The 12,842-nt window shown below is 67.0% G+C and carries 10 protein-coding genes; 1 reads left to right on the forward strand and 9 read right to left on the reverse strand.

Features of this window, described 5'->3' with window-relative positions:
• Positions 1 to 2,834 precede the first annotated feature (2,834 nt).
• The 9 genes from AB0E90_RS37705 to rpmH form a co-directional block, all read right to left on the reverse strand.
• The gene (locus tag AB0E90_RS37705) at positions 2,835 to 3,407 is read right to left on the reverse strand and encodes a DinB family protein (protein ID WP_360416592.1); all 573 of its coding nucleotides are present in this window, start codon (positions 3,405 to 3,407) and stop codon (positions 2,835 to 2,837) included.
• Positions 3,408 to 3,616: 209 nt separating this feature from the next.
• A complete protein-coding gene (locus AB0E90_RS37710; protein ID WP_360416594.1) occupies positions 3,617 to 4,672 on the reverse strand; it encodes a ParB/RepB/Spo0J family partition protein in 1,056 nt (351 codons plus the stop codon).
• Positions 4,669 to 5,628, reverse strand: a complete 960-nt coding sequence (locus tag AB0E90_RS37715; RefSeq protein ID WP_360416623.1) for a ParA family protein — start codon at positions 5,626 to 5,628, stop codon at positions 4,669 to 4,671. Before AB0E90_RS37715 ends, AB0E90_RS37710 begins: the two co-directional genes overlap by 4 nt.
• Positions 5,629 to 6,762: 1,134 nt before the next feature.
• The gene (gene rsmG, locus AB0E90_RS37720; RefSeq protein ID WP_360416596.1) at positions 6,763 to 7,623 is read right to left on the reverse strand and encodes a 16S rRNA (guanine(527)-N(7))-methyltransferase RsmG; all 861 of its coding nucleotides are present in this window, start codon (positions 7,621 to 7,623) and stop codon (positions 6,763 to 6,765) included.
• A 245-nt stretch (positions 7,624 to 7,868) separates the two neighbouring features.
• A complete protein-coding gene (locus AB0E90_RS37725) occupies positions 7,869 to 8,441 on the reverse strand; it encodes a R3H domain-containing nucleic acid-binding protein (protein ID WP_360416598.1) in 573 nt (190 codons plus the stop codon).
• Positions 8,442 to 8,559: 118 nt separating this feature from the next.
• The gene (gene yidC, locus AB0E90_RS37730) at positions 8,560 to 9,585 is read right to left on the reverse strand and encodes a membrane protein insertase YidC (protein WP_360416600.1); all 1,026 of its coding nucleotides are present in this window, start codon (positions 9,583 to 9,585) and stop codon (positions 8,560 to 8,562) included.
• A gap of 1 nt (position 9,586) precedes the next feature.
• Entirely contained in the window at positions 9,587 to 9,844 is a 258-nt protein-coding gene (gene yidD / locus AB0E90_RS37735; protein ID WP_360416602.1) for a membrane protein insertion efficiency factor YidD, read from the reverse strand.
• On the reverse strand, positions 9,841 to 10,197 hold the full coding sequence (gene rnpA, locus AB0E90_RS37740) for a ribonuclease P protein component (protein ID WP_360416604.1): 357 nt from the start codon (positions 10,195 to 10,197) through the stop codon (positions 9,841 to 9,843). The genes yidD and rnpA overlap by 4 nt, the downstream gene beginning before the upstream one ends.
• 35 nt (positions 10,198 to 10,232) lie before the next feature.
• Positions 10,233 to 10,370, reverse strand: coding sequence for a 50S ribosomal protein L34 (gene rpmH, locus AB0E90_RS37745; RefSeq protein ID WP_030440868.1), 138 nt, complete (start codon positions 10,368 to 10,370; stop codon positions 10,233 to 10,235).
• A 611-nt stretch (positions 10,371 to 10,981) separates the two neighbouring features.
• Between rpmH and dnaA the strand changes: the two genes are divergently transcribed.
• Positions 10,982 to 12,745, forward strand: coding sequence for a chromosomal replication initiator protein DnaA (dnaA, locus tag AB0E90_RS37750; protein WP_360416607.1), 1,764 nt, complete (start codon positions 10,982 to 10,984; stop codon positions 12,743 to 12,745).
• Positions 12,746 to 12,842 lie beyond the last annotated feature (97 nt).

Here is a 12,842-nt window from a genome sequence, read left to right on the forward strand (position 1 = left end):
GTGCTCCCGGCTCCCGGCTCCCGGCTCCCGGCTCCCGGCTCCCGGCTCCCGGCTCCCGGCTCCCGGCTCCCGGCTCCCGGCTCCCGGCTCCCGGCTCCGAGGATTCTGTGCCGCGGTTTCACGTGAAACAAGGGGTGGCGCTGAGCGCAGCGGACGAGTTTGACGACACCGCGCGCTGAAGAATCGTGGCGGGCCAGCGCTCCGAACCAGCGTGGAACGCGCCAGCGCTGCGGACCAGGGCTGCGAGCCAGTCGACCTAGGTAGATCCGGAGGATGGAGGCTACGGCTCTGGAGGCAAGAGAACCGCGCCTACGCGGCTCACTGTGTCGGTGGAGGAAGCCACCCGATTCAGCAACGCACCGCGGAGCCGGCACCAAGGTCGCGGCACTCGGGTCGTGAGTCGAGAACTTGGGATTGGCGAGCGTGCCTCGAGCTGTGACGCAGGTACGCAGGAGCTGAAGTGTTACCGGCTAGACGCCCACAGCCCGGAGCACCACGGGAGGAACGTCGGCGGAATCTCTCGCAGCGCCCGAGCGGTCGGCCAGGCGAGCAGCACCATGGGGTCAGTCTCGGCAGTGTCAGTCATCGCCGCTGACCTACCGATGCCGCATCGGATCGTCCGCGATGCGGCAGGCAAAGGCACGCGGTCCAGTGGGATGCTCTCCCTTCCGGGCGGACGAGTCGCCTCGCTCGTTGCCCGGCAGGACGACGGCTCCGCGGATGCGATCGCTCGACGGAGGCCAAGGAAGATCTCTCCGTCGGCAGACCCGGAACCGCCGTAGGCGCGCGGCGCCCGGCCGAGGGCGCCAAGCAGCCGAGCAACCGAGCAACCCGGTGCCGCGAACACGGTGCGACTGCGGCACGGCCGCCCCCACTCCCAACGAGGCTGGTTGCGGGACTCCGGACGTTGCTCGCGCCTGGCTTCGGACGGCGCTGCAGGTGGAGGAGCACCTGCGATCCGCGGACGTCTTCGTTTCACGTGAAACGAGGGTTATAGGTGGGGTAGTGCGTTACGTCTCTGACGACGCCCGCGCGATCCGCCCGGAGCCTGACTGACGGAAGGAACAAACACCGGCCCCAAGGCCCGTGAGCACGCCTCTAGATGCCGTTGGGCTTCGAGGACGTGGGCGAGGACAGAGTTCCGGTGCCACTCGAACGTTGGCTCCGCCGGCCAAGCCAGCTGGTCGCCCGAGCGCATCAGGCTCTTCTAAGAAGATCACCGCGAAGACGTCGTCAGTCCCGGTGGCGGGGCACAGCCTTGAGCCTCTCCGACGTGGTCCGGGTTCCCCTGGTGTCAACCTCGACAGGAAGGACAGGGTCCTGGATGGAGACAGCCGTCGGACGCGACACCGACTTTGAGACTGGCCGCATCTTCTCCAAGAGGCACGGCACGCAGCAGCGAGATTCGGTTCGGCACGCCCCGACTTAGGAGTCGAGATCCGAGGGCAGGAACGGCGTGCAACCCGGATTGCAGCTGCGAGGCCCAGCGATTAAAGAGGCAGGACGAGCGAGGGGTCCTGACATCAGGTCCGTTGCACGCCCAGATGATGTGAGGAGCAGGAGTGCCATCGCTGCCCGAGTGGCGGAATGAAGCTGACTGGCCTCGCGCCGAGCCGCGCCGAAGGCAGGCGATGCTCTCGGCTCCGTTCGCGCAGTCGCCTCTGGACACCCGACGCCATCGGCTCCTCCGCTGTCCCCCGGAACCGGCGAATCTGTCTCCGAGCCCTGAGATGACGAGCCGGCTTCTGAGGAGCTGGGGTCGGCGGGAACGGCGTGGCCAATGTTTCACGTGAAACGTGGGTGGGCCGTTGGGGGCAAGTAGCCAAACCCTCCACGCCGAGCCACGGAGCTTGCCGTTCCAAGAGGCGGATAGAAGGGACCGCCTGCCCCGAAACACACTTCGGCAATGCCGGAACGGCACAGCTCGCGACCCGCGCCACGCCACAGATCGACCGCCAAGAAGGAAAGCTCTGCTTCAGCAGAGTCCGATCCCGGATGCCACTCATGAGCCTGGCGCATCCGAACTAGAGAAGGGCCGCAGGCGGAGCACCTTCGCGCCGACCAAACCCTTAGCCTCGCCGAAGCCAAGGCCATCACCGGACGAAGGCCGTCTGCGTCGGCGCCGGCGAGCGACAGGCGATGCGACAGCGGGGAGCCCAGGCCGATCGGAGGCCCAAGGCGGCCGAGCCACAGAGTGATGAGATCTCAGCGGCCCAAGAATCTCGCCCTCGAGTCGGGCCCCCAGCGCTCTACAGTCGGTACTCCAGAGCGGCGCAACCGCTGCCGGTGACAGCTGACTGCTCACCCCTGGGGACGCCCACAAAGGATGCGGCCACGCAGACAAAGGCGCCCTCCTTGTGACCGCCGGCCCTCCTGCGACCGCCGGCCCTCCGGCGAGAGTAGGTCGCGCCGTTTCACGTGAAACATCGCGCCGACACCCCACCAACCAACCACCGGACTCAACAGAGCAAGGCCCGCCAGCAGTGCGCGACCGCGAGGACAATGGCCGAGACCACGCAGTCGGAGGCTTCGAAGACCTCGCCTGCTGTAGAGAAACCAACCCAGCGGGCCGTCACAGCGAGACCTAGAGGCGCCTAACCGAAGCGCGGGTATAACCAAACCACGCCCGATACGAGCAAGCGACCCCCACGAAAGCCGACCCCGCTTGCCCGCCCGCAAGCAGACGAACGGCGGAGAGCTGGCAGGCGAGATGGCCCGGCAATCAGATCCGCTACCGCTGCTAAGCCGATGCCATCGGAAGACCCGCCGACGACAGCAAAGCGTCGGGCCAGGGCCGACCGGGATGCTCAAGCCGAGGCCAGCAACGGAGAAACTCAGGCTCCGACGACGCCGTCGACGCCCTCTCGCAGGAAGTCGGCGTGGCCATTGTGGCGGGCGTATTCGTGGATCATGTGGAGCATCACGAAGCGGAGTGACACGTCTTCACCCCATCGCGGTTGGTGACCCATCACGTCAAGAGACTCCGCGCCGGCCTCGATCTCCCGCGACCGCACCACCTCCGCCTCCCACGCCGAGAACGCTTCAGACCGGCTCGATGATCGAGCGTCGTACGCCACTTGGAAGTCCCCCTCAGTGGACCAAACGAGCGGCACCTCCTCCGCACCAATCACCCGCCGAAACCAGGTCCGCTCAACCTCAGCCATATGCCGAACCAATCCGAGCAGAGTCAGCGTCGACGGCGGCATGGACCGCAACCGCAACTCCTCATCGGATAGCCCCGCGCACTTCATGGCAAGCGTCGCCCGATGAAAGTCGAGGAACACCCGGAGCGTCTCTCGCTCCCCTCCAGCGCGTGGTGGATCAGGCCGCTCATCAATCATTCGATACTCCCTAAAGACATCCCGACATTGCAACGACGCACACCAGATCTTGATGATGATCGACATGAACCAGGGAGCCCTGCCCGTTTAAGTTCTCTCAGAGCCATTCTCCTGGGATTTCCGGATGGGCGAGATCCGGGTCAACGGCCAAATCGGAAGGCCCACAAAACCCCTCCAGACCACCAAAACTGACAGAACACGAAAAGGTATCCTAAAAACCAAGAAAGGCACGTGACGAATCACGTGCCTTGATCCCCGGATCAAAAGGGGTGCCGTCACTCCTCTACGGCGCCCGCCCCTTCCTCTTCGACCCCGATCATCCCGACGATCCGCTCAAGATCATCGACCGTCGCAAACTCTATGGTGATCTTTCCCTTGTTCCGGCCGATGTCGACCTTCACCCGAGTGTCGAACCGATCGGACAAGCGATCAGCCAACTCGTTCAGCGCCGGCGCGTGTACCTTCGCCCGTCGAGTCGGTGCCGCCTTCTTGACCGGACCATCCGCGAGCGCGAGAGAGACAAGCTCCTCGGTAGCCCGCACCGAAAGCCCCTCGGCCACAATCCGAAGCGCAAGCTTCTCCTGGGCCTCACCGTCGTCGAGCCCGAGCAGCGCCCGTGCATGCCCCGCCGACAACACCCCGGCGGCGACACGACGCTGCACCGGCGCCGGCAGGTTGAGCAGCCGGATGGTGTTGGAGATCTGCGGCCGGCTACGCCCGATCCGCCTCGCCAACTCCTCGTGTGTCGCCCCGAACTCCTCGAGCAGCTGCTGATATGCGGCCGCCTCTTCGAGCGGATTCAGGTTCGCCCGGTGGATGTTCTCCAGCAGCGCGTCCCGCAGCATGGCGTCATCGCGCGTCTCGCGCACGATCGCCGGGATCGACTCCCGCCCGATCGCCTGCGCGGCGCGCAACCGCCGCTCACCCATGACGAGCTCATAGCGGCCATCGCCAAGATCCCGCACCACGATCGGCTGCAGGATCCCGACCTCGGTGATGGAGGTCTTGAGCTCCTCGAGCGCCTCCTCATCGAAGACGTGACGGGGCTGCTTCGGGTTCGGCACGATCGCGGTGATCGCCAACTCGGCGAACCGCGCCCCAGGAACCGGCGCCAACTCCTCGGAGGAGGACGAAGACGAAGCGGTCCGAGACCGCGCGGAAGGCGACGATGCGTCGGCATCCGGAACCGAGTCGAACGGCGCTGCGGGTGGCGGGATCGGCGCCTGCGAAGGCGCGACCGGGCCCGAAGCGGGATCGACGACCGGAGCCGGAGCCGTCGGGATCAACGCGCCCAGGCCGCGGCCCAGGCCGCCCCGTGGACGGTTCTTCATGCCGTTCCTCCTGTGCTGACGCCACGCATCGCGATCTCCAGGGCGGCCTCGAAGTAGCTGGTCGCACCCCTTGATCCGGGATCGTAGGTCATCACGGATTGGCCGTAGCTCGGAGCCTCCGACACCCGCACGTTCCGCGGAATCACGGCGTTCAGCACCTTGGTGCCGAAGTGGTTCCGCACGTCCTGCTCGACGGCATCGGCCAGCCGGGTGCGCCGGTCGTACATGGTCAGCAGGATGGTGGAGACGTCGAGCGTCGGGTTCAGGTGCTGCCGGACCAGGTTGATGTTGTTGATCAGCTGGTTCAGGCCCTCGAGCGCGTAGTACTCGCACTGAATCGGGATCAGCACCTCCTGCGCCGCGCAGAGGGCGTTGACCGTCAGCAGGCCGAGCGACGGCGGGCAGTCGATGAAGACGTAGTCGAACTTCTCCGGGTGTGCGGCAATCGCCCGGGCCAGCCGGGACTCACGGGCCACCACCGACACCAGCTCGATCTCCGCACCGGCGAGGTCGATCGTGGCCGGCACGCAGTAGAGGTTCGGAATGCCCTCCACCGGCTGGGCGACCTCGGACAGCGGCACATTGTCGATCAGACAGTCATAGACGTCCGGCACGCCGGCGTGGTGAGGGACACTGAGACCGGTCGAGGCATTGCCCTGCGGGTCGAGGTCGACGACGAGCACGCGGTTGCCGTGCAGCGCCAGGGCGACCGCCAGGTTCACGGTCGTCGTCGTCTTTCCGACGCCGCCCTTCTGGTTCGCGACGCAGAGCACCCTCGGGTGGTCCGGACGCGGCATGGTGATTTCGCCGCTCGGGTTGAGGATCTGCACAGCTCGCAACGCTTCCATGGCTAGCGGCGGATCGTCTTCATCCTGACTCGGCGTTTCACGTGAAACATGCTCGTCAGCGTCGAGCGCAACGCTGGCCGGACCGAATGAGGGACCCGCGGGGGCGATCGGACCGCCCGAGGTGGGCGCGGAAGAAACGGGGGCAGCAGACACCGGAACCGGTGCCGACACCGCCGGTGGCGCCGAACGTGGAGCGGGAGCGGGCGATCGACGAGGTTCCTCTGGACCGGGTTGCGGTGAGGGCGTTCCGTACACCTGCCCCGCGGCGGCTTGCGGCAAATATCCGCTTCCTACCCGAGGTGACGGCACACTTTGGTCGAGCGGGTACGCACCACCAGGCCCACTGAACCCCACTCCCGTGGATGATCCAGGCCCGAGAGGCGACTCGGTTTCACGTGAAACACCGAACTCATGCACCGTTTTATCCCTGTTAGTGAGGAACGGGTCGGTAGGCGACACGTGCGCTCCGGCGGTAGAAGACCGGTCCACACTATCGACGCTCGGCCAGCCTACGGCCGTCGGGCGAGGCTCGCCACGGCCGTCCGCCCGATGAGGCGAGTGCAACGTAGCCAGATCATCCACCGGCGGCGCCGCAAAGACCATCACGCCCGGCACCAGGCTTAACGCGGCGGCTTCGTCGAACGCGCCTTCTCCGGCCAAATCGGCCGAAAACAGCGCACCATCCCGAGGGACACCGGCAGTCTGCCGCGCTTCCGGCATGGCGCATTTTTCAGGTGTACGCGGCGGCACCGTCAAATTCCCCATCCCGGCCGCCCCCGCCTGCTCGACCCCCGTCCCACTACCCAGGCGCGCGTCAGGCCCCGTGGCAGCGTCCCGAAGTCCAGACACCTCCCCATCGGATCCCACCACCCCAGGTCCAGAGCCTTCCGGCCCTTCCGCCCCGACCCGCGCCGGCGGCAGCCCTCCAGAAAGCGACGACCCGAGAACCGGCACCGGCAGATCCCAGGCAACCGGCCCCGCAGCACGGGGCGGAGCAGGAGCAGGTCCGGACGGGCTGTCCCGGTCCACCGAGGGACTCATGTTGACCGAGACGCGCCCCGTAGCCGGCACCTCAGGCCGCGGCCGAGGCCGAGGAGAAGTGCGCCGCTCGTCAGCAGGCGCCTCACCGGCAAGCGACGGAAGCGCCTCACCCTCAGGCTGGACGGGCAGATCCACCGAAGGTACGGCCTGATCGGGACGTCGGTTCCTGGCATTCCTCTTCCGCGCGCCCCGCTTGGCCATCTATCCCCTCCGCGATCTCCCTCGCCCGGAACCTCGCCCACCGGCTTTCGCACCGGAACCGCGCCCCGAACCTTCCGCCTTGCCGCCCGGCTTAGGCCGCACTGGCACGACGTTCCGCTCCTTGACGATCTCGACAACCGTCGTGGGCGGGTCGATGAGACCCACCCCGCAAAGGCGCAGCACCGGCTCGCCTCCGCCCAGGCCGGCGATGACCGCCCCGTGCTCCGCCAGCTCATCGGCCGCCGACGCACCCTTGAGCGCGAGCAACCGACCCCCGACCCGCGCCAGCGGAAGGCACCAACCGGTGAGCCGGTCGAGAGGTGCCACCGCCCGCGCGGTGACGACATCGGCGCCGGCCGCAGGCCCACCGATCGCCTCCTCCGCGCGGCCCCGCACGACCGTGACGGACGACGACAGGCCCAGCGCGTCCACCGCCTCGTCGAGGAACGCAGTTCGTCGTGCCAGAGGCTCGACCAGGGTGATGTTGAGATCCGGCCGGGCCACAGCCAGCACGATACCGGGCAAACCGGCACCAGACCCTACGTCGGCCACGGAAGCGCCGAAAGGGATGATCTCCGACATAAGGGCACAATTCACCAGATGCCGCTCCCAGATCCGTGGCGCCTCCCGCGGCCCGATCAATCCGCGCACAACGCCGTCGGTGACGAGCAGCCGCGCATACGCGACCGCCAGTTCGAAGCGATCCCCGAAGACCTGCCGAGCCACGCCCAAGAACTCGGCCGGCGGCAGCGCCCCTTCCGGCTCAGCGCCACCGGACCCCGAGTCGGGAACAGCGGAAGGAGGAGAGGCGGAGGGAGGAGAGGCGGAGGGAGGAGAAGCGGGAAACGACGGAGGGGGCATCGGCGACGGAAGATCAGGCGAAGCGGGAGCGGAAATGGACTCGGGCGGCTCCGCTGCGGGCTCGACCGCTCGGGAGGACGCAGGCAAAGAAGAAGGCGAAGAGGAACGCGACGAGGAAGCAGAGCGGCCAGGAAACGCAAAAGGCCGACGCGGACGAGCGGAGCGGCGCCCCGGGAAAGACGACGGCCCGGGCGACGACTCGCCCGGGCCGAGGTCACCCGCGCCGTAGCGTGGGTCAGTCATCGTCAGTCGGCCGCACGAACCACGATTCGGCGGCTGGGCTCGACGCCCTCCGACTCACTCTGCACACCCGAGATCGCGTTGACCACGTCGTGCACGCACTTGCGCTCGAAGGCCGACATCGGCTCGAGCCGCACCGGGTCGCCGTGCTCCTTGACCTTCTCGACGGCGTTGCGGGCGACGGCGGCGAGCTCCTTACGACGGGAGGCGCGGTAGCCACCGATGTCGAGGAGCAGCCGGCTCGGCGAACCGGTCGCCCGGAAGATCGCCAAGCGGGTGAGTTCCTGCAGCGCCTCCAGCGTGGCGCCGCGCTGACCGACGAGCGGCTGCAGCCGACCTCCGACCACCTCGACCATCGGCCGGCCACCCGATATCAGCTCGTCGATGTCGCCGTCGTAGTCGAGGATGTCCAGCAGGCCTTCGATGTAATCGGCGGCGATCTCGCTCTGCTTGAACAGGTCACTCTCGGAGGTGACGGTCTCCGACTTCTTGGTCTCCTCCGGCGTCTCTTCCGAGGCCGTGGCCTCGGAGGACGTCCCGGCGGCGACCGATGATTCGGGAGTGCTGGTGTCGGTCACGGTCTCATCTCCGTACTCAATCGGGCCGGACCTGCTCGGTCCGCTGTCCCCGCGGCGGCACCCGCGGGCAGGTATGCGAAGGGGAGCGCTCGGGCGCCGAACGACGCCCGAGCCGCGATCATCCCTTGGGTTTACTCGCCGGCCGGGCGCCCTTCTTCGGATTCACCGGTTTGGCACCGGGACGGGGGCCGAGCTTCTTGGTGTCAACGACCGGCGCTTCCGGCTCCGGCTGCGGCTTGCGGCCGAACAGGCCACCGGTGCGGCCGGGCTGAACCGGGCTCTTCGAACCGCCCGAGCCGGCCGACTTGACCGGGGGACCGCTCGCCTTCGGCGCACTGCCGTTCTTGCCGGCCATCTGCGGCGGCGGGAACTTGCGAAGCACCCACTGCTGCTGGGCCAGGGTGAACAGGTTGTTCGTGACCCAGTAGATGATGACACCGATCGGGAACAGCGAACCGGAGATGAGCAGCGAGAACGGGATGCCGTAGAGCATCAGCCGCTGGATCATCTTCTGCTGCGGGTCCTCGGCCCAACCGGTCTTGAGGATCATCTGCCGGCTGGTCGCGTAAGTGGTGGCCATCATGATCAGAACCAGGATGCCGGCGACGATCTTGACCGTGGTGCCGTTCGCGTCCAGCGAGATCAGGTCCTGCGGGGTGGACCCGAACTTCGAGGCGAGCGGTGCGGTGAACAGGCGTGCCGCGGTGGCGTCCGTGAACTGCTGGTGGGTCCACCCGTACAGCGTGGTCTGGGTGTTGCCCGGATTGAGTCGCCGAAGGGTGTGGAACAGGCCCAGGAAGACGGGGATCTGCAAGAACATCGGAAGGCAGCCCATCAGCGGGTTGGCCTTCTCGACCTTGTAAAGCTCCATCATTTCTTTCTGGAGCGTCTCCCGGTCACCCTTGTGCTTCTCCTGCAGGGCCTTGACCTTGGGCTGCAGCGCCTGCATGGCCCGCTGGCTCTTGATCTGCTTGACGAAGACCGGGAACAGGATGACGCGGACCGTCACCACCAGGAAGACGATGGCAAGCACCCAGGCCCAGTTGGTGCCGATAAAACGGCCGCTCGGCAGTACGGCGTCCCACAGGGCATGCCATCGCAGGAGGATCCACGAAATGGCGTAGTAGATCCAGTCGAGGCTCAATTCAGGCTCCAGTCACATCGGCAGGTCGGTGACGGATCGGGTCAGGCACCGGGTCGTACCCGCCAGGGTGGAAGGGGTGGCAGCGCAGGAGCCGCCAGATTGTCAGCCCCGTCCCTCGCACCGCACCATGCTTCGCCAGCGCCTCCAGGGCGTAAGCGCTGCACGAGGGATAGAACCGACAGCGGGCCGGCAAGGCCGGACTCACATAACGACGGTACGCGACGACCATCGCGCTCAGCACTCGGGCAAGAACGCTCATCGCGGCCTCCGTGGCTTGCGAGCCGCCGTCAGGGCCGCCTCGAGATCTGCACCGAGAGTTATGAAGGTTGCCTCGGCCGCTTTCGGCAGCGCCCGGACCACCAGCACCGACCCGTCGGGCAGGTCGGCCAGCAGTGGTCGGACCAGGTGGCGAAGCCGTCGACGGACCTTGTTACGGACCACCGCGTTACCCACCGCTTTGGATACGACGAAGCCGGCGCGTGCCGTGGAGGCTCGCACCGGCTCCTCTAGAAGCAGATGAACGACAACGGTGCCTCGTCCTGCCCTGCGGCCACCACGAATGGTGGCTGCGAAGTCAGCACTGCGCCGCAGACGCTGCGCGGCGGCCAGCATGACTACCTGGGCATCCGGGCCCGACAGCCGCCGGCTCAGGCCGACAGCTTGGCGCGGCCCTTGCTGCGGCGACCGGCGAGGATGGCACGGCCCGCACGGGTGCGCATGCGCAGCCGGAAGCCGTGGGTCTTGGCACGCCGGCGGTTGTTCGGCTGGTAGGTGCGCTTGCTCACGTGAGAACTCCGTCTTCGTACAACGTCCAGGGGCCAGATGCCAGCAGACTAGAGAGCTGCAAGACGCCACTTTATCAGAACGCGGCGGAGCAACCGCCCGACCCTACGCAGGGCTGCGATGTCGGTCAACCATATCGTGGCTCGGCACGCCGACGGGGGAGATCAACACCTCGCGGCGGCTCGTCTTTCTGCGCGCGTAGTGAATCTTTTCCCGCCGTCGGGCGTTTGCCCGTCGGTGTGACAGTTGTAGCTTCGGCAACGTCGCTGTTAGCGTGCCCGTTTGCTGGTCATCAGCGCACTGTGCATACCACGACGTAGCGGACCAAAACCGGACAAGCAGGTGGATCGTTCGGCACGGTGAGCCTGTTCAAACCGCGCCGTTACAGGCTCCGGGGTGTCTTGCCGTCCGTCCGGCAGGGGAGTGACCGCCGACGCGTGCACAGGTTGTGGATAACCTGTGGACAACCGGTGGCGCCAAGCGTGTTCAGCACGTTAAATGTGGTGCTGGATTGGGGGAACCGTCGAGCGCCCGAACACGGGCGACGACGCAGCGAGGGCGGTAAGCCGGACAAGGTCCACCGGGGGTCGGTGGCGATGGGGGTGGCGCGGAGGTGGCCGATCAGGCTGACCTGAGCGGTGTGTGGAAGGCGACGCTCGATGAGCTGGCCGACGAGATCTCGTCGCCGCAGCAGCGCGCCTATCTGCAGCTGACCAAGCTGCGCGCCATCGTGGAGGACACCGCGCTGCTGGCCGTTCCGGACGCCTTCACCCGCGACGTGATCGAGTCCCGGCTTCGGCCCGCGATCACCGAGGCGCTGAGCCGCCGGCTGAACCGGCCGATACAGGTCGCGGTCACGGTCAAGCCCCCGGAAGACGGCACCGGTCTGCCCGGCACCGTCTACGGCACCCCGGTCGAACAGCCGATCGCCGAGGAGCCACAGCCCCGGCACTACGCCGAGCCCGAGCCGCGCCAGCCGGAGCAGATTCCGTCCTACGGTCACGATCCTTATGGGGACAGCCGCCCGCAGACCTCCTCGCCTTATCGGAATGTGCCCACCGCCCGCGGCGGCCAGGAGTCGCTGTTCGATCCGGGCCCACCGGCACCGATGCAGCAGACCCCGCTCGGCCGAGGCGGCCCGCCGCACCAGGGCGGCAACCAGGGTGACCCGAACGAGTCCGCCCCGCGCCGGATGTCAGCCGATCAGAGTCAGTTGCGCGACACCCCGCGCCGGCCGGACGACCGGCCGACACTGATCGACGACGCCTTGCCGATCCGCGGCGACAACGGTCCCGGCCGCGCGCCGCTCGACATCCGCCCGTCCAGCAATCCGCGCGGCACGAACGACGGCAACCGTCTCAATCCGAAGTACATGTTCGAGACGTTCGTCATCGGCTCGTCCAATCGCTTCGCGCACGCCGCCGCGGTCGCGGTCGCGGAATCGCCGGCGAAGGCCTACAACCCACTGTTCATCTATGGCAGCTCGGGTCTGGGCAAGACACACCTCTTACACGCGATCGGTCATTACGCGACGACGCTGGGCCACGCGCGGAGCGTCCGCTACGTGTCCACTGAGGAATTCACCAACGACTTCATCAACAGCCTGCGGGACGACAAGACCCAGGCGTTCCAGCGGCGCTACCGCGACGTCGACATCCTGCTGATCGACGACATCCAGTTCCTGGAAAACCGCGAGCGCACCCAGGAAGAGTTCTTCCACACCTTCAATACGCTGCACAACGCGAACAAGCAGATCGTGATCAGCTCCGACCGCAGCCCGAAGCAACTGGCCACGCTGGAAGACCGCATGCGCACCCGCTTCGAGTGGGGCCTGCTCGCCGACATCCAGCCGCCCGATCTGGAGACGCGGATCGCGATCCTTCAGAAGAAGGCCGCCCAGGAACGGATGTACGCCCCCGACGACGTCCTCGAATTCATCGCGAGCCGGGTCTCGAACTCGATCCGCGAACTCGAGGGCGCCCTCATTCGGGTGACAGCCTTCGCCAGCCTGACGAGGTCACCGGTTCAGCTCTCGCTGGCCGAGGAGGTTCTGCGGGACTTCATGCCCGACGGCGCCGGCCCGGAGATCACCGCCGACCAGATCATGGTGTCCACTGCCGACTATTTCGGCGTGAGCCTGGAAGACCTGCGCGGCCATTCCCGCAGCCGGGTCCTGGTCAACGCGCGCCAGGTGGCGATGTACCTCTGCCGCGAGCTAACCGACCTCTCGCTGCCGCGAATCGGCCAGGCCTTCGGCGGCCGTGACCACACCACGGTCATGCACGCCGACCGCAAGATCCGCCAGCACATGGCCGAGCGCCGTTCGCTGTACAACCAGATCGCGGAACTCACCAACCGCATCAAGCAGAACAGCTAACCCCAATGCCGCGTAGTTAGCGGTGGTGGCGGGGTGTCAAGCGGGTGTGTCGATGCGTATGGAACAGCGGAACTCCCGCTATAGAGGGGTTGTCCTC

Source organism: Actinoplanes sp. NPDC026619, from assembly GCF_040638295.1.
In the GTDB taxonomy this organism is placed as follows: domain Bacteria; phylum Actinomycetota; class Actinomycetes; order Mycobacteriales; family Micromonosporaceae; genus Actinoplanes.